Source organism: Gordonia sp. (in: high G+C Gram-positive bacteria) (genome assembly GCF_052106715.1).
In the GTDB taxonomy this organism is placed as follows: Bacteria; Actinomycetota; Actinomycetes; order Mycobacteriales; family Mycobacteriaceae; genus Gordonia.
Window position 1 is genome coordinate 32,471 of the sequence record NZ_JBQEDL010000015.1, and the last position, 16,385, is coordinate 48,855.

At 65.5% G+C, this 16,385-nt stretch carries 17 protein-coding genes, 1 tRNA gene and 1 other RNA gene; 12 read left to right on the forward strand and 7 right to left on the reverse strand.

All coding sequences use genetic code 11. The features are described 5' to 3' along the window. Positions 1-542: 542 nt before the first annotated feature. A complete protein-coding gene (locus tag ACTIMF_RS09565) occupies positions 543-1,058 on the forward strand; it encodes a glycine cleavage system protein R (protein ID WP_442350055.1) in 516 nt (171 codons plus the stop codon). Here ACTIMF_RS09565 and ACTIMF_RS09570 read toward each other — a convergent pair. Then, a complete protein-coding gene (locus ACTIMF_RS09570; RefSeq protein ID WP_442350056.1) occupies positions 1,029-2,303 on the reverse strand; it encodes an MFS transporter in 1,275 nt (424 codons plus the stop codon). The genes ACTIMF_RS09565 and ACTIMF_RS09570 overlap by 30 nt on opposite strands. A gap of 121 nt (positions 2,304-2,424) precedes the next feature. On the opposite strand from ACTIMF_RS09570, the gene ACTIMF_RS09575 reads away from it, so the two are divergent. After that, on the forward strand, positions 2,425-2,736 hold the full coding sequence (locus tag ACTIMF_RS09575) for an ArsR/SmtB family transcription factor (protein ID WP_442350057.1): 312 nt from the start codon (positions 2,425-2,427) through the stop codon (positions 2,734-2,736). Positions 2,737-2,830: 94 nt separating this feature from the next. On the opposite strand, the gene ACTIMF_RS09580 is transcribed toward ACTIMF_RS09575, so the two are convergent. The 3 genes from ACTIMF_RS09580 to ACTIMF_RS09590 all read right to left on the reverse strand — a co-directional run bounded on the left by ACTIMF_RS09580 (position 2,831) and on the right by ACTIMF_RS09590 (position 6,483). Next, a complete protein-coding gene (locus ACTIMF_RS09580) occupies positions 2,831-4,657 on the reverse strand; it encodes an acyl-CoA dehydrogenase (protein WP_442350058.1) in 1,827 nt (608 codons plus the stop codon). Between the two features lie 151 nt (positions 4,658-4,808). Beyond that, positions 4,809-5,576 (reverse strand): deoxyribonuclease IV, encoded by a 768-nt coding sequence (locus ACTIMF_RS09585; RefSeq protein WP_442350059.1) that lies wholly within the window; start codon positions 5,574-5,576, stop codon positions 4,809-4,811. 40 nt (positions 5,577-5,616) lie between these two features. Continuing rightward, a complete protein-coding gene (locus ACTIMF_RS09590) occupies positions 5,617-6,483 on the reverse strand; it encodes an acyl-CoA thioesterase domain-containing protein (RefSeq protein WP_442350060.1) in 867 nt (288 codons plus the stop codon). Positions 6,484-6,507: 24 nt separating this feature from the next. On the opposite strand from ACTIMF_RS09590, the gene ACTIMF_RS09595 reads away from it, so the two are divergent. Further along, positions 6,508-7,113, forward strand: a complete 606-nt coding sequence (locus ACTIMF_RS09595; RefSeq protein ID WP_442350061.1) for an HdeD family acid-resistance protein — start codon at positions 6,508-6,510, stop codon at positions 7,111-7,113. Here the strand turns inward: ACTIMF_RS09595 and ACTIMF_RS09600 are convergent. Next, the gene (locus ACTIMF_RS09600; RefSeq protein WP_442350062.1) at positions 7,110-7,682 is read right to left on the reverse strand and encodes a hypothetical protein; all 573 of its coding nucleotides are present in this window, start codon (positions 7,680-7,682) and stop codon (positions 7,110-7,112) included. The two genes, ACTIMF_RS09595 and ACTIMF_RS09600, sit on opposite strands and share 4 nt — an antisense overlap. A 144-nt stretch (positions 7,683-7,826) precedes the next feature. Between ACTIMF_RS09600 and ACTIMF_RS09605 the strand changes: the two genes are divergently transcribed. The 7 genes from ACTIMF_RS09605 to ACTIMF_RS09635 all read left to right on the forward strand — a co-directional run bounded on the left by ACTIMF_RS09605 (position 7,827) and on the right by ACTIMF_RS09635 (position 14,321). Beyond that, entirely contained in the window at positions 7,827-8,723 is an 897-nt protein-coding gene (locus ACTIMF_RS09605; protein WP_442350063.1) for a cation diffusion facilitator family transporter, read from the forward strand. A 17-nt stretch (positions 8,724-8,740) separates the two neighbouring features. Further along, the gene (locus tag ACTIMF_RS09610) at positions 8,741-9,103 is read left to right on the forward strand and encodes a DUF5709 domain-containing protein (protein WP_442350064.1); all 363 of its coding nucleotides are present in this window, start codon (positions 8,741-8,743) and stop codon (positions 9,101-9,103) included. 53 nt (positions 9,104-9,156) lie between these two features. After that, positions 9,157-9,702 carry a TetR/AcrR family transcriptional regulator gene (locus ACTIMF_RS09615; RefSeq protein ID WP_442350065.1) on the forward strand — a complete coding sequence of 182 codons (546 nt, stop codon included), beginning with the start codon at positions 9,157-9,159 and terminating at the stop codon, positions 9,700-9,702. Between the two features lie 31 nt (positions 9,703-9,733). Beyond that, positions 9,734-11,830 carry a phosphate acetyltransferase gene (pta, locus tag ACTIMF_RS09620; RefSeq protein ID WP_442350066.1) on the forward strand — a complete coding sequence of 699 codons (2,097 nt, stop codon included), beginning with the start codon at positions 9,734-9,736 and terminating at the stop codon, positions 11,828-11,830. Further along, positions 11,823-13,025: an acetate kinase gene (locus ACTIMF_RS09625; RefSeq protein ID WP_442350067.1), complete on the forward strand. Its 1,203-nt coding sequence runs from the start codon at positions 11,823-11,825 to the stop codon at positions 13,023-13,025. Before pta ends, ACTIMF_RS09625 begins: the two co-directional genes overlap by 8 nt. Positions 13,026-13,214: 189 nt before the next feature. Beyond that, on the forward strand, positions 13,215-13,406 hold the full coding sequence (locus tag ACTIMF_RS09630; RefSeq protein WP_442350068.1) for a hypothetical protein: 192 nt from the start codon (positions 13,215-13,217) through the stop codon (positions 13,404-13,406). Between the two features lie 150 nt (positions 13,407-13,556). Further along, positions 13,557-14,321 carry a sulfite exporter TauE/SafE family protein gene (locus ACTIMF_RS09635; RefSeq protein WP_442350069.1) on the forward strand — a complete coding sequence of 255 codons (765 nt, stop codon included), beginning with the start codon at positions 13,557-13,559 and terminating at the stop codon, positions 14,319-14,321. 15 nt (positions 14,322-14,336) lie between these two features. On the opposite strand, the gene ACTIMF_RS09640 is transcribed toward ACTIMF_RS09635, so the two are convergent. Both ACTIMF_RS09640 and ACTIMF_RS09645 read right to left on the reverse strand, forming a co-directional pair. After that, a complete protein-coding gene (locus ACTIMF_RS09640) occupies positions 14,337-14,606 on the reverse strand; it encodes a hypothetical protein (RefSeq protein WP_442350070.1) in 270 nt (89 codons plus the stop codon). 213 nt (positions 14,607-14,819) lie between these two features. Beyond that, positions 14,820-14,908, reverse strand: a tRNA-Ser gene (locus ACTIMF_RS09645). A 58-nt stretch (positions 14,909-14,966) separates the two neighbouring features. On the opposite strand from ACTIMF_RS09645, the gene ffs reads away from it, so the two are divergent. Next, an RNA gene (gene ffs, locus ACTIMF_RS09650) (signal recognition particle sRNA small type) lies at positions 14,967-15,061 on the forward strand. Positions 15,062-15,113: 52 nt separating this feature from the next. Continuing rightward, the gene (locus ACTIMF_RS09655) at positions 15,114-16,385 is read left to right on the forward strand and encodes an aminotransferase class I/II-fold pyridoxal phosphate-dependent enzyme (protein WP_442350071.1); all 1,272 of its coding nucleotides are present in this window, start codon (positions 15,114-15,116) and stop codon (positions 16,383-16,385) included.

Consider the following 16,385-nt stretch of genomic DNA (forward strand, 5'->3'; position numbering starts at 1 on the left):
GCCAGCCCGGGGGGGATCCACCCTGCCGTGATGAATTGTGGGTGCTGTGCGTACCTGATTCGTGCCCAGATCGTGAATGCTAGTTCGGCCCAACAGGATTCGAGGATCCACGTGATCGGCCCGTTTACGGATTGGCCTGCGAACTGAACTTGGCCGGGCCCCACCATGGTCATGGAGTGGATGGAGCCGAAGTCCCACTGGAAGTACTTGTACGGTGTCGCGAAATGAAGGTGGTGAGTGCTGACCCAGAAGTCTCCTGCATCGATCGGCGTCCACCGTGGCTGGGCCGCGCGTTGTGCGGCGGCACGTCTCTTGCGATTGCCAACGGCCTGCGTCAGTGCGAAACTGCCCGCCGCGGCGATGCCGACGGCGCCGGTGCCGAAGACGAAGCCATTCTGATGCACGTACGATCCGTCGCCTGCATGCGGTCGTTCCCTCGGGTTTCGTGCTTGCGGACGGTGGCGTCCCCTCGTACTGCATGGAGGCTGTCGAAGCTCTGAGAACGCATGTTGTTCGGGGACTGTGCCGGATACGCTTGCGGTATGCGGAATCTGGTGCTGTCAGTGATCGGCGACGACCGTCCGGGTCTTGTGTCGGCGTTGGCTGATGCGGTCGCGGCGAACGGCGGCAACTGGGAACGGAGCCAACTTGCGCAGTTGGCGGGAAAGTTCGCCGGAATCGTCGCGGTGGCCGTCCCGGCCGACCGGGCGGACGGGTTGATCGCCGCGGTCACCGGACTCGACGGTCTGCTGGAGGTCGCGGTCCACTCGGGCGGAGACGTGCGGCGCGACGACGAATGGGCCGGCCTGACCGTCGAGGTGCTCGGCACCGACCGCGCAGGCATCATCCAGGAACTGTCCGCCGCGCTGAGTCGCAGCGGCGTGACGATCGAGAAGCTGACCACGGGCACCCGCGAGGCGCCGATGGCAGGCGGGATGCTCTTCGAGGCGACGATCGACGTGCTCGTTCCGCCAGCCGCCGACCCCGGGGCGATCCGTGACGACCTGGAGAAGATCGCCGCCGAACTGCTAGTGGACCTCGAGTTCGACGGGAGCTGAATCGATCGCGACGGGGGCTTCGGCGAGTGCTGCGGGCTGCTGGCGGGCGCCGACGACGCCGAGAACTGCCGCGCCGAGGCACGCGGTCGACACCGCGCCCGCGAACCACGGGAATGTCGTGGAGGCGCCGTAGGTCGACGAGAGGGCGCCCGCGATCACTGTCGGGATACCCATCGCGAGGTAGCCGAGGAGGTAGTACGCACTCATCACGGCTCCGCGTGAATCAGCGGGCGTCACGTTGTTGAGGTGGCGAAGCGATCCGCCGAACGCGAGGCCGAATGTCGCTCCGAGTACTGCCGAGTCGGCGATGACGAAGACTGTCGAGCCGGTGTTGAGCGCCCAGACCGCGCATCCGAGTGATGCGATGAGTCCGAGATGTCCGATGACCGCGGATGAGCGCGGATCGAACCGCCCGCCGACCCATTGGAACGCCGCGGAGGCGGCGGCCATCACCGCGACGACGACACCGACGAAGATGATCGACTCGTGTCCCGTGGAGTGTTGGGTGAGCGCGGGGTAGAGGCTGAGGAACACGCCGAGGACCGACCACGCGCTCATGATGCCGATTCCGGAGAACCAGAAGTCGGATGAGATGGCAGTCGGCACGCGGGGGCGTTGGATGCGGACGCGGCTGCCGGTCTTCTCGTTGTGGGGTTCGATGAGGATGATGACGCCGGCGAGCATCACGACGACGACGGCCGCGACGATCGCGTACGGGATGCGGAGCGGGTCGGCCGCCCATTGTGCTGCTGCAGCCGCGCCGAACACCGTGATGGCGATGCCGATGTTCAGTGCGATTCCGCTGAACATGCCATTTCGGGCGCCACCATTCGGTCGGACGTCGAGGAGTGCCGCGCCGGCGACGACGGTGATCGCGCCGATCGCGGTGCCGTGCAGGAGGCGAGCGAGGATCAACTCCCACTCGGAGGTGGCGATGAGGAAGAGTCCGAGCCCTCCGAGGATCGCCACGAGCGAGCAGAGGAGGACCGGCTTTCGCCCGACGGCGTCGGAGATGGGGCCGACGGTGAGCGCGGAGCAGAGTGCGCCGATCGCGTACACGGCGAACACGACGGTGATCGACAGCGGTGAGAGATGCCACTCCTGCTGGTAGATCGGGTACAGGGGCGACGGTAGGCCGGACACGCCGAGTGCGAGGGCGAGCAGTGCGAGCAGCAGCGCGAAGGACCATCGCTGCGGATGGTCGGTACGCGACCGTAGGTCTTCGATACCGGCTGCGTTGGCCACGATGCTCCTTCGGTTGGAATGCGAGTATGTTCGATGTTGATCGAACTCTGCTGACGCTAGCCGACTGTTCGATATCTATCAAACTAGTGTGGTGGAGAAGACAGCACGAGGAGAGATTCCGATGACCACAGCCGACGCGGGGGTCGCCGACCTGCACACCGTCCTGAACGCACTCGCCGACCCGGTGCGCCTGGAGATGGCCCGCCGCCTGCATGACGCGGGGCAGTCCCTCGCGTGCACGGCGCTCTACGACACCGTGGGTAAGGCGACGGCCAGTCACCACTTCAAGATCCTGAGGGAGGCGGGCATCATCGAACGTCATGCTGCGGGTCAGGGTGCGATGTTCTCGCTGCGTGACACCGACGTCGAGGCCACCTACCCCGGACTGCTCACCGCGGTGCTGTCCGCGGCGAATCCGCTGCTCGCACCGTAGGTCGGCGCGAACAGCGTCGACACAGACGAAGAGAGCCCCCGCCGGGTTGCGGCGGGGGCTCTCCTTCAGCTTCTTATCGGCTGGTGAGGACCGATCAGAAGGCGGCTTCGTCGAGCTCCATGAGCTCGTTGTCGACGTTGTTCTCGACGATGTGACGGACTGCGGTCAGCTGCGGGAGCATGTTCTTCGCGAAGAAGCGGCCGGTGGCGATCTTGCCCTGGTAGAACGCGACGTCGTCGCCGGTGGCACCGTTGTCCAGTGCGGCCTGCGCGATCACGGCCTGGCGCAGCAGCAACCAGCCGATCACGAGGTCGCCGACGGCCAGCAGGAAGCGGACCGATGCGGTGCCGACGAGGTAGAGCTGCTTCGGGTCCTCCTGGGCGCCCATCAGCCAGCCGGTGAGCTTGGCTGCCATCGCCTGGACGTCGTCGAGTGCGGTCTTGAGCAGTGCGCGCTCGTCGGCGAAGCCTTCGCCGCCCTCGATGAACGACTGGATCTGGCCGGCGACGTGTGCCAGAGCCTGGCCCTTGTCGCGGATGATCTTGCGGAAGAAGAAGTCCTGCGCCTGGATGGCGGTGGTGCCCTCGTACAGCGAGTCGATCTTCGAGTCGCGGATGTACTGCTCGATCGGGTAGTCCTGCAGGAAGCCCGAACCGCCGAGCGTCTGCAGCGACTCGGTGAGCTTCTCATAGGCGCGCTCGGAGCCGACGCCCTTGACGATCGGCAGCAGCAGGTCGTTCACCTTGTGCGCGAGCTCGGCGTCGGCGCCCGACACGATCTCCGCGGCGGCCGGGTCCTGATGCGAGGCGGTGTACATGTACACCGCGCGCAGACCCTCGGCGTAGGCCTTCTGGGTCAGCAGTGCGCGACGCACGTCCGGGTGGTGGGTGATGGTGACGCGCGGTGCGGTCTTGTCGGTCATCTGAGTCAGGTCGGCGCCCTGGACGCGCTCCTTGGCGTACTCGAGGGCGTTCAGGTAACCGGTCGACAGCGTCGAGATGGCCTTGGTGCCGACCATCATGCGAGCGTGCTCGATGACGTCGAACATCTGGGCGATGCCTGCGTGGACCTCGCCGACGAGCCAGCCCTTGGCGGGCACGTCGTGCAGGCCGAAGCTGAGCTCGCAGGTCGCCGACGCCTTGATGCCCATCTTGTGCTCGACGTTGGTGACGAATGCGCCGTTGCGGTCGCCCAGCTCACCGGTCTCGGCGTCGAAGTGGAACTTCGGAACGAAGAAGAGCGACAGGCCCTTGGTGCCCGGTCCGGCGCCCTCGGGGCGCGCCAGCACGAGGTGGAAGATGTTCTCGGTCATGTCCTGGTCGGCGGAGGTGATGAAGCGCTTCACGCCCTCGATGTGCCAGGAACCGTCTTCCTGACGAGTCGCCTTGGTAGTACCCGCACCGACGTCCGAACCGGCATCGGGCTCGGTCAAGACCATCGTGGCGCCCCAGCCGCGCTCGGAGCAGATGGCAGCCCACTTCTTCTGCTCGTCGGTGCCGTTGTCGTAGAGGATGTTCGAGAAGCCAGAGCCTGCGCCATACATGAAGATCGGCGGGTTGGCTCCCAGAATCATCTCGCCGAGCGCCCAGTACAGCGAGCGGGGGGCGGGCAGGCCGCCGAGTTCCTCGTCCACGCCGACCTTGTCCCAGCCGGCCTCGATGAACGCGTGGTACGACTTCGCGAAGCTCTCCGGCATGGTGACGCTGTGCTCGTTCGGGTCGAACACCGGCGGGTTGCGGTCCGCGTCGGTGAACGAGTCGGCGATGACGCCCTCGGCCAGGTTTTTGACCTCACGGAGCATGTCGACGGCGGTTTCATGATCGAGATCGCCGAACTGTCCGGACTCGAGCACCTTGTCGAGTTCGTACATCTCGAAGAGGTTGAACTGCAGATCGCGGAGGTTGGACTTGTAATGGCCCATGAAAACGTTCCTAACCGGTAATTTGGGAGGCTGTCCGGCTATGTTACTTGCCGGTAACGGTTGACACGTTATCGCTCGGTCCTTGTCGAGGCAACTGTGCAGGCATGTGGTTCTGCTAACAAATGCAAGCGTGTGTCGCGGGGTTCGCCGATCACTGGCTGCGCAGGTAGGCGAGGTCGTCGGCCACGCCGTCCGACGGGGTCTCCAAGACGCCGGGCGCGTCCGCCGTCTTCATTAACTCGGCGAGGACCTCCGGCGCGATGTGCCCCGACTCGATGTTCGCGTGCCGGTCGCGCCCGGAGTCGAACTCGTCCCGCGAGTTGTTGAGGTGGATCAGATCGATGCGGCCGGTGATGGCCTTGATCCGCTCGACGAGTCCGACGAGGTCCTCGCCGCCGGCCCACGCGTGGCAGGTGTCCAGACAGAAGCCCGCTTCGGTGTAGTCGCCGACGGCGTCCCACAGTCGCTCGATCGACTCCAATGTGCGGGCCATGGCGTGCGAGCCGCCCGCCGTGTTCTCGATCAGGATGGGGACGCCGAAGCCGCCCTTGTCGGCTTGTCGCTCGAACAGCTTGCGCCAGTTCGCGAACCCCTCGGCAGCGTCCTCACCGTCGCGCAGATGTCCCCCATGAACAACGAGGCCGATGGCTCCGAGGTCCTTGGCCGCGGCGGCCTGCTGCTCGACGGCCTTGCGGGACGGCATCCGGAGTCGGTTGTTCAAGCTTGCGACGTTGATCTGGTAGCTCGAATGCACGACCACGTCGATGGGCGACTCCCGTATCTCCGCGGCGTGCGGGTGCGGCTGCGGCTTGTTCCATTTCTGGGGGTCGGTGACGAACATCTGAAAGATGTCGATTCCCAGCTCGTTAGCGGTGGCGACGGGATTCTCGTCCTGCCGAAGATGTGCTCCGATACGCATGCATCAACGATATGGGTCGCGGCGGTGTTCGACCAGCGGCCTACACGCTGCGGTCGTCGCCGACGGGTGGGCCGTCCGCCGTCAGGGTGGAGCGCGGGGAGAACTTGGTGAAGTCGATCATGGCATGGCTGTTGTCGATGGCGGTGACCATCCCGATCCCGTACTGGCCGTGCTCGTCGAATAAGACGGCGGTGCCTGCCGAGACTCCGGAGTCCTCGAGATGGGCGTCGGACTCGACGCCAACCCGCTCGCCGATCGGCAGTCTGCTCAACGCCACCGTCAGATCGCAGTTGATGAATCCGATGCCGCCTTCGCCCCAGTTCGTAGCCAGACTCGTGGCCTCGGCGGAGATCACGGCCCGTTGGAACGGGGTCAGCCGATCATCGGGAAGGACTCGGATCGGATTGCTCCACATTCGACGACGGTTGCTGTTCTGGAATGCGGACATGTCCTGGCTCCAGTCGTTCTCAGTATCGGAGAACCAGGTGAACTGATCGTCGCCGGTCGACTGCGGGAGCGGGATCGGCTCGGCAGGACGCGACCACCGAGCACCCGGCGGATTGGTGCTCTGTTTGAGGAACACCACGTTGCCCTGGGCGACGAGGGTCCCAGCCGCGTCGTCGCTCTCGTGTTGGTGGATCCGCACCTGCACCACGCGGATCCGTCGCCCGTCGCGCAGCACCTCGGTGCTTGTGCTCGTCGGCACCCGCCGTGCGGACTTGAACAGCTCCAGAGTGAACCGGGCGGGCAGCCATCCCTCCCGAGTGTGCGCCTCTTCGGCCGCATAGGTGGCCAGGGCGCACACGGCAGGTCCGTTCAACGAGTTCGGGCCCCACAGGCTCATCGCGAAATCCGTCGGGTCGACGCGACATGAATCACTCGGGGTGAAGAATGATGTCTGCGGCATGTTCTCCGACGTTACGCTTGGCGTATGACTGTCAACTCTGCCCCGTCCGCTCTGCCTGACGCAGCCGTCAACGCCGTTCGTTCGTTTCTGATCACGACGTCTGTCGTCGGCATCGCGCTCGGCGTCGTCGCGCTGGTGTGGCCGGGCGCGACGTTGGCTGTCGTCGCGGTCCTGTTCGGTGCGGCGCTGGTGGTGACCGGTCTCCTGCGGCTGTTCGTCGCGTTCGCGACGACCTCCGCGCCGTTCGGGAGCCGGATGCTGCTCGCCGTGTTCGGGGTCATCGTGCTCGCCGCGGGTGTCTTGGCGATCCTCAGTCCTGCCGAGTCGCTGACGCTGCTCGGCATCTTCATCGGTGTCGGATGGATCTTCTCCGGATTCCAGGACCTGTTCGGTGCACGGATGTCGGTCTACATCGCACCGCGGTGGCTGGTGATCTTGTCGGGCATCGTGTCGGTCCTCGCCGGTATCGCGATGATCGTTCTTCCGGCCGTCGCGACGCTCGGCACCATCCTGTGGATCCTGGCGATCATGTTGATCGCCGTCAGCGTCGCGACACTGTTGACGTTGCCAGCCAAGCGGAGGTCGCGACTCGCGGATGAGGAGACTGCGGACCAGCGGATCGAAGCCTAGGCGGCGATGACCTGCGGTGACAGCGAGTCCGCTGTCACCGACGTGCGAGCACCGTCGTCGGTGAGTGCCCGGGTCCACCGGGCCAAAGCGGTGACGAGTTCTTCGGCGTGCCGTAGCGAGACGCCGTCGACGAGGCCGGTGTCGGCGAGTTCGGTCGACCCGTACGACTGCGCGGCCGCAGCGCCGAGCAGACGGTCTGCGCCCGGTCGGTCGGAGTCCCACATCGCGTCGGCGGTCGTGATGCATAGCGCCGCGACCGGGTCGCGCTGATGGAGGTGGACCATCGCCCACCCCCAGTGGCGGGCGACGTCTACCGTGTCACTCCCGCCGCGGCCATGGGTGCGCACGTACTTGGCGTGCAGCTCGCTGCACAGCAGATCCGAATCCGTCCACAGCCCCAGCTGCGACATGCACCGTACGCAGTCATGCAGGGCGGCAAGGTATTTCACCGAGTAGGGGCCTTCTCTGCGGGACCGGATCTCACGGAGGACGGAGTAATCGGCGAGCGCGCTGTCGAATTCGCCCGCGTCGTACAGGTCTCGGGCGTGGCAGTTCAACTCGTCGAGCATGGCTTCATTGTGCCCTGAATCACACTGTTGCGCGGGTGAACGGGCACCCTGTCATGCCGCGAGTGGCAGATCTGGAGCGGGTGTCCCGGCGGCTGCGCTCATTCAGGTGAGGCGGATCCGGCGCGTGAATGACACTCTGGAGGCATGACGCAGCGACAGGATCTGAGCCGCTGGGCGGTGCTGTCGATCGCGGCGGCGATCGTCACTATCGCGCTCAAGACGGTCGCCTGGTGGATCACCGGATCGGTCGGTCTGCTGTCGGACGCCGCCGAGTCGGTCGTCAACCTGGTCGCCGCCGTCGGTGCGTTCATCGCACTGCGGATCGCGGCCCGACCGTCCGACGACGACCACAACTTCGGGCATTCCAAGAGCGAGTACCTGTCGGCGGTCGCCGAGGGCGCGATGATCGTCGCCGCCGCCGGGTTCATCTGCTATTCGGCGATCGAGCGACTCATCAATCCTCAGGAACTCGACGCGGTCGGCATCGGCCTCGGGATCTCGGTGATCGCCAGCGGCGTCAACGGGTTGGTGGCCTGGAAGCTGATGTCGGTCGGTCGGTCGCAACGGTCGGCCGCGTTGGAGGCGGACGGCAAGCATCTGCTGACCGACGTGTGGACCACTGCCGGGGTGATCGTGGGGGTCGGCCTCGTGGCGGTGACGGGGTGGTCGCGGCTGGACGCCGTCGTCGCGATCGCCGTAGCGATCAACATCATCGTCGTTGGCTGGCGCCTGGTGCGTGATTCGACGATGGGACTGATGGATACGGTGATCCCCGACGCTGAGCGCGGCGTCGTCGACGAAGTGCTCGACGGCTTCCGAACGAGCGGCGTTGACTTCCACGACGTGCGCACGCGGGAGGCCGGGCACCTGCGATTCGTCCAGATGCACATGCTGGTACCCGGGGACTGGACTGTGCGTCGCGGACACGACCTCGCCGAAGACGTCGAGGAGACGCTGCGCCGGGCCGTCGAAGATCTTCGGTGCACGATTCACATCGAGCCGATCGACGATCCGCGCAGTTACGAGTCGTGGCGGCGGTGACGACCTAGTCTGAAGTCATGACTGACTCGGACGATTTCGGCGACGAGTACTCCGCCGACGACAGTGACCAGCTTCAGCCGGAGGACACGCTGCTCGATCAGGAGGTCGGCGACGTACTCGACCGCGGGTACTCACCGCCCGACTACGAACCGGCCGGACACGAGCACGACACCCTCGACGAGCGGCTCTCCGAAGAGGAGCCGGACGCGTCCGCCGACGGCGACTACGACCCGGATTTCCCTGAAGAGGAGGACGCGGGCGACAAACGGTCGGGCCGACTCGTCTCCGTGGAGGAGGACTCCACCTCGTACGGTCTCGACGCGGGCGTCGACGGTGCGGGCGCGAGTGCCGAAGAAGCGGCCGTCCACATCCAGGAGTGACTACACGGAAGGCTTCGGATACACGCAGACCCTGCGTTCGATAACGTTTTCCCATGGATCGTGACCGAATGCTCGAAGTCGGTGTCGGCCTGGTGTCGCGTTTCGGCGCGAAGGCCTTGAGCCTGACATCGGTCGCTCGACATGCCGGAGTCGCGCGTGCGACCGCGTACCGCATGTTCGGCGGGCGTGAAGCGCTGGTCGACGCGATCGTCTCGCACGAACTCGATCAGTTGCGGCAGCACCTGGTCGAGTGGGGCGCCGACGAGTCCGATGTGGCCGGCAAGGTGCGAGCTCGTGTCATCGGTTCACTCGAGTACATCCGCGCGCACGAGGCCCTGCAGTACGTTCTGCGCGAGGAACCCGAGGAGGTCGTCCGGGCGATCATCTCGACAGACCGGGAACGTCCGAGCCTCGTCCAGCGGGTCGTCGACGTCAGCATCGTCGACGTATCCGATGCGGAAGCGGCTGCGCTGTACCCGGATCCGCGTGCCGCCGCCGAGTTCTTGGTGCGGGTGGTCTACTCGTGCATGTTGGTTCCCGGGAGCGCGATGTCCGACGAGGACGTGGCCGACCTCGTGGTGCGCGCCGTCGTGCGGTGATCGAAACTCGATGACCGATAGGCTGGACGTCATGACAGGCTCTGGCGCCCGCAGCATCTACGTAGCATCGGCCGAAGGCGACACCGGCAAATCGACTGTCGCACTCGGGGTCCTCGCCCTGCTCGCGGCTACCGGCGGACGTGTCGGCGTGTTCCGCCCGATCTCGCGGTCCGAGGCAGGCGAGCGGGACTTCATCTTGGACATGCTTCTGCAGTTCTCGTCCGTCGACATTCCGTACGAGGACTGCGTCGGCGTCACCTACGACGATGTGCACGCCGACCCGGACGCCGCGATCGGTGAGATCGTCGCGCGATTCCACACCGTCGCCGACCAGTGCGACAACGTGCTGGTGATCGGGTCGGACTACACGGACATCGCGTCGCCGTCCGAACTCGGCTACAACGCGCGGATCGCCGCGAACCTGTCGTCACCGATCATCCTCGTCGTCAAGGCACTCGACCGAGAGCCTGCCGAGATCCGGTCGCTCACCGAGATGTTGATGGCTGACATCAAGACCTCGCACGCATCGACGGTCGGTGTCGTTGCCAACCGGTGCAGTCCGGAGTCGTTGATCGACGTAGCCAATGCCTTGCGCGACACCGGTGTCCGTGCGTGGGCGTTGCCGGAGGACCCGCTGCTGACGGCGCCGACGATGGCCGAGTTGTCGGACGCACTGGGCGCAAACCTATACAGCGGTGACGCCGATCTGCTCGATCGAGAGGCACTCGAGGTGATGGTCGGCGGCATGACTGTCGAACACATCCTCGAGCGGCTGAGCGAGTCGATGGTCGTGATCGCACCGGCCGATCGGTCGGACGTGCTGCTCGCACTCGTCAACGCCAATGCGGCAGAGGGCTTCCCGCGATTGGCAGGCATTGTCATGAACGGCGGCATGCGTCCGCATCCGATGATCGAAGGCCTCGTCAAGGGGTTACATCCGACCCTGCCGATCCTGATGAGTCAGCACGGCACGTACGAGACGGCGCGCATCGCGTCACACACCCGTGGCCGCATGTCGTCGGGATCGGTGCGCAAGATCGATGCCGCGCTGGCGTTGATGGAGCGGCACGTGTCGGCGACCGAACTCGTCCATGAGCTGAACCTGCACGTCCCTGAGGTCGTCACCCCACAGATGTTCGAGTACCAGTTGATGACGCAGGCGCGCTCGGACGTCAAGCACATCGTGCTGCCCGAAGGCGGCGACGACCGCATCCTGCGCGCCACCGACCGGCTGCTGCGCCGCCGCGTCGCGAAGCTGACGTTGCTCGGAAATCCGGAATCGGTACGTCGCCGCGGCAACGAACTCGGTATCGACCTCACCGACGTCGACGTCATCGATCCGTCGTCGTCCGAACTGGCCGACGAGTTCGCCGACACCTACACCGAGTTGCGCAAGCACAAGGGGATGACGCGTGAGCGGGCGTTGGAGGTGGTGCGCGACGAGTCGTACTTCGGCACGATGCTGCTGCACACCGGTCGCGTCGACGGCATGGTCTCGGGAGCCGTTCATACGACCGCACAGACGATCCGCCCCGCATTCGAGATCATCAAGACGGTGCCCGGTGTCTCGACCGTGTCGAGTGTGTTCTTCATGTGCCTGGCCGACAAGGTCCTCACCTACGGCGACTGCGCGGTGGTCCCCGATCCGAGTGCGGAGGAACTCGCCGACATCGCGGTCTCCTCGGCCCGCACCGCCGAGGCGTTCGGTATCTCGTCACGCGTGGCGATGCTCTCCTACTCGACCGGCGGCTCCGGATCGGGCAAGGATGTCGAGAAGGTCGTGTCGGCAACGGAACTCGTCCGCGAACGCGCGCCGGAACTGCTCGTCGAGGGGCCGATCCAGTACGACGCCGCGATCGAGCCGAGTGTGGCGGCCACGAAGATGCCCGATTCGCCGGTCGCCGGCCGTGCAACGGTGCTGATCTTCCCCGACCTCAACACCGGCAACAACACGTACAAGGCGGTCCAACGCAGTGCGGGTGCGATCGCGATCGGGCCGGTGCTGCAGGGCTTGAACAAGCCGATGAACGACTTGTCGCGCGGCGCTCTCGTGTCCGACATCGTCAACACCGTCGCGATCACCGCCATCCAGGCGCAGAACATCACGAAAGGGCCGACGCATGAGTGAGGCTATCGAAGGAGCCGTTCTCGTGGTGAATGCCGGTTCGTCGTCACTCAAATACCAGGTCCTGGACCCGAAGACCGAAGAGGTCATCGCCGACGGCCTCGCCGAGCGGATCGGGGAGGAGGCCTCGTCGATCAAGCACTGGTACCGCGGCACCGAGGTCCGACGTGAACTGCCGCTGCCCGACCACGAGGCGGCGATCGCGATGGTCGTGGATCTGTTCGCCGAGGACGGCGTCGACGTAGCGGAATCGGGGCTGGCCGCGGTCGGGCACCGCGTGGTGCACGGTGGCCGCAGCTTCTTCGAGCCGACACTGATCACCGAGCGGGTGCGCTCGGAGATCGAGCGGATCTCATCGCTTGCCCCCCTGCACAATCCGGCCAACCTGACCGGCATCGACGCGGTGACCGCGCTGCTGCCCGACGTACCAGCCGTGGCAGTGTTCGACACCGCCTTCTTCAGCCACCTGCCCGACGAGTCCGCGCACTACGCTCTCGACGCGGACATCGCCACGAAGTACGCGATCCGGCGGTACGGCTTCCACGGAACCAGCCACGAGTACGTGTCCCAGCGTGCCGCCGAGTTCTTGGCTCGCGCGTCGAGCGACGTCAACCAGATCGTTCTCCACCTGGGCAACGGAGCGTCGGCGTCGGCGGTCCGAGGCGGCGTCCCGATCGACACGACGATGGGCATGACCCCGCTCGAGGGCCTGGTGATGGGGACGCGGACCGGCGACATCGACGCGGGCATCGTGTTCCATCTGGCGCGAGTCGCCGACATGTCGATCGAGGATATCGATGTGCTCTTCAACAAGAAGTCGGGGTTGAAGGGGCTGTGCGGGGAGAACGACTTCCGCGCGATCCTCGAACGGGTCGAGGCCGGCGACGACGCCGCAGCCAAGGCCTACCTCGTCTACCTGCATCGTCTGCGTCGGTACATCGGCGCCTACATGATCGAACTGGGGCGGGTCGATGCAATCGTGTTCACCGCGGGCGTCGGAGAGAACGCCGCACCCGTGCGCGCCGACTCGTTGGCCGGCCTGGATCGCTACGGCGTGGTCATCGACCCCGAACGCAACGCGGTCCGCTCCGATGAGCCTCGACTGATCTCTACAGACGACTCCCCGGTCGCCGTCCTGGTGGTTCCGACGAACGAGGAGTTGGCGATCGCGCGCGCCGCCGTCACCGTCACCAGCTAAGCCTCATCTACTGGTCGAGTCCCACCTGCTGGTCGAGCGAGGCCGAGACCCACACAGCCCAAGCTCTCGGCTCCCTTGACGCCGATGCCGACCCGGAGCTGCAATTGCGCGTGGCGTTGATCGGGTCGCATCTACTCGGCGTCGTGCCTAGTGAATCCGGTTCTCCCGACGAACCTCGTCGTCTGACTGTTGGCCATCTTCCTGCTGATCTTCTTCTTGTACGACGGCCTGCTCGCCGTGCCTCTGGTCGCCTTCCTCGACACCGTATTCACATGGTATTCGGCAAAGACGGAGCTCCCACCGCCGAGCGAGAGTCGCTTCACGATATGGCTGCGCGGATGGCTGGGACTGCATCACCACCAGGCATCGTCGACCGAGTGACGGGCCAGGTCATCGTGCCTGGCCGTCAAACCCTGACTGCTCGCTACGAGCCGCGTTACCGGTACGTGGTCACCTGGCTCGCAGTAGCGAGTTCGGTAGCGGCTGGAGTCGCTTCCGCCCGATCGCGCCTTGTATGGAAGGGTCCCCGGTGTGGTTGATATCGGTGGGCTGACTGCGGTGGCTCTGATGGTGCTCGGTCTCCTCGGCGGCATCGGCATCACGGCGCTTGGGCCGGGTGGGGTCCTCCCGACCGTCGGCCTGTTCACGCTCACCGGGCTGTCGGCACCGGTCGTCGCGGGAACTGCCATCCTCACGCATGTCGCGACCGGACTCGCCGGATCTGCGGCGTTCGTCAAATCCGGTCAGCTCCGTCTGGCCCACACCCGGCGGACCGCGCTACTACTCGCTGCGGCCGCGGCGGTCGGGACACCGGTTGGCGTAGTCATCAACGCGTATGTGTCCGAACGTGTCTTCGGAATCGTGCTCGCCATTCTCGTCACGGCGGCGGCAGCCTTGATCTGGGTTCGCGACAGACACGACGGCGGCGAGGGAGCGGGTCACCACCCGCCTACGACGGTGATCATCGGACTCGGCCTGGCGGTGGCCGTACTCAGCGGGATCATCGGTATCGGCGGACCGATGCTGGCGGTGCCGGCTCTGATCGCCTGCGGAGTACCGGTCCTGGAGTCGTTGGCCGCGAGTCAGGTGCAGTCGATTGTGATCGCCGTCGTCGGCTCGGTCGGCTACGCGACGCAGGGCAACGTCGACTGGGTGCTGGCTGTCCTGATCGGTGTCCCCGAGTTGGCGGGCGTCTTCGTCGGCTGGCGAATCGCACACGCGCTCCCGACACGGGTCCTGAAGATCATGCTGGTCGTGGCGCTGTTGGCGCTCGCCCCGTATCTCGCGTTGGCCTAGGTGAACGGGTGACTGTCATGCCCTCGGCGACAGCCAGAGATAGACCAGCCAGAATAGGTAGCCGACGAATGGGAGAAGCATCACTGCCGCACACCAGACGACGCGCTCCGGCGTCGGCAGATTCGATTCGCTGACTGACGACAAGCCGAAGTAGACCAGTGCGAGCCACGAAAGTACGAAGAACGCGATGACTGGCCAAGCGATGGGCAAGCACAGCCAAGCCCATACGGGGAAGGTTCCGGATTCCCCCAATCCAGCCGTGGCAAGGTGCGCACTGCTGGTCATGGATTCGAACATTACTCCTGGGCGTCAGTGGTCGCCGTGTCGCAGAAACTGTGTGTGGCCCTAAGAACGAACCGCCCGACGCCGACGTTAGTCCCCGGTACCGGGCGGGTTCCATGGCGGAGGATCGGGGAGCCGTCACGCTCCTCGGCGAATCCGCTCAACCAAATAAAGCTGTGGACCCCGCCTTCGTTCCTCAGGCGGGGTCCACAGCTTTGGCGGAGGATAGGGGATTCGAACCCCTGAGGGCTATTAACCCAACCCGCGTTCCAGGCGAGCGCCATAGGCCACTAGGCGAATCCTCCACCGAGGATGCTAGCCGGTACCGGCTACCGATCACAAAACGCGACCGCTACACTGGTTTACGGATCCCGCGCGGCGTGCATCCTGTGAACTCCCCCAGGGCCGGAAGGCAGCAAGGGTCAACGGGCTCTCTCGGGTGCGCGGGATCCCCTATTTCCAGGCGTATACAAAGTTGCAGCCGGGACTGGCTTGCGCGAGAGGTTCACGTTGAACTTTCACTCGATGAGTGTCGAAGAACTCCGCCACACCCAGGAAGACTTGCAGAAGCGTTACGAAACGCTGTGCGCTGCAGGCCTGAAACTCGATCTCACCCGCGGGAAGCCGGGCACCGACCAGCTCGATCTGGCGACTCCGATGCTGTCCATGCCTGATGACGACTACCTCACCCCGAGCGGAACCGACTGCCGAAACTACGGCGGCGTCACCGGACTCGCTGAGCTCCGCGAACTGTTCGGCGACCTGTTCGCTACCGGGGCCGACCGAACCATCGCCCTCGGCAACGCCAGCCTCGAAGTGATGCACGACATCGTCGTGTTCTCGCTCCTGCGTGGCAACGTCGACTCCGAGCGTCCGTGGTCTGCCGAGCCCATCAAGTTCCTGTGTCCGGTCCCCGGCTACGACCGCCATTTCGGCATCACAGAGTTGTACGGCATCGAGATGATCAACGTGCCGATGAACCCCAACGGTCCGGACGTCGAAGCCTGCGCCGAACTGCTCGCCGCAGACCCGTCCATCAAAGGCATGTGGCTGGTCCCCACCTACTCGAACCCGACGGGTTACACCGTCACCGAGGACGTCGCCCGCCGCCTCCTCGCGCTCGACGCCGCGCCCGATTTCCGCATCTTCTGGGACAACGCGTACGCGGTCCACACCCTCGTCGATAGTGCGCCTGCTCCGCTGCCGATCCTCGACATGGCCGACGAGGCGGGCAATCCCAACCGCGTCTACGTGTTCGGTTCCACCAGCAAGATCACCTTCGCCGGGGCGGGCGTCGCGGCCTTCGCATCGTCGAAGGCCAACCTCGACTGGTACGTGAAGCACATCTCGGCAGCCACCATCGGCCCCGACAAGATCAACCAGCTGCGCCACCTGAAGTTCCTGCGCGACGCCGACGGAGTCCGCGCCCACATGGCGCGTCACCGCGAGATCATCGCGCCCAAGTTCCGACTCGTCCTCGACATCCTCGACGACCGACTCGGCGCAGCCAAGATCGCTTCGTGGACGACGCCCGAAGGCGGCTACTTCATCAGCCTCGACGTGGTCGACGGCACCGCGGCTCGCACCATCGAACTCGCGAAAGATGCCGGAATCGCGCTCACCGCAGCAGGATCGGCCTTCCCCTACAAGACGGATCCGGACGACAGGAACATCCGCATCGCGCCGACGTTCCCGACGACCGACGAACTGCGCACCGCGATGGACGGTGTCGCGACCTGTGCACTGCTGAGCGCGACCGAGGTCCTGCTCGACACCCAGTAG